General features: G+C 66.1%; 1 protein-coding gene. It reads right to left on the reverse strand.

Annotated elements, in window-relative coordinates; translation table 11 throughout:
- A partial coding sequence (locus tag J9892_RS22555; protein WP_210539077.1) for an EAL domain-containing protein occupies nucleotides 1-372 on the reverse strand: 372 nt, incomplete at both ends.

Genomic DNA, 372 nt, shown 5'->3' on the forward strand with positions numbered 1-372 from the left:
GCTCTTCTCCGCCAGCGGCAGGAAGCTGGCCGGCGAGACGGCACCATGCTCCGGGTGCTGCCAGCGCAGCAGGGCCTCGGCGCCGACCACCTGGCCGCTGCGGGCACAGTATTTGGGCTGGTAGTGCAGGGCCAGCTCCCCCCGCTCCAGGGCGTGTTGCAGCTCCTTGTGCAGCAGGAACTGCTGGTGGGCGTTGGCGTTCATGGCGCTGTCGAAGTAGTAGTAGTCGTTGCGCCCCTGCTCCTTGGCGTAATACATGGCGGCATCGGCGTTGAGGGTCAGCTCGTGCAGGCTGGTGCCATCCTGGGGATAGACGGCAATGCCGATGCTGGCGGTGATGTGCAGGCTGTGGTGCTCCCACTCATAGGGCTG

This window comes from Aeromonas sp. Prich7-2 (assembly GCF_017939255.1).
Lineage (GTDB): Bacteria > Pseudomonadota > Gammaproteobacteria > Enterobacterales > Aeromonadaceae > Aeromonas > Aeromonas caviae.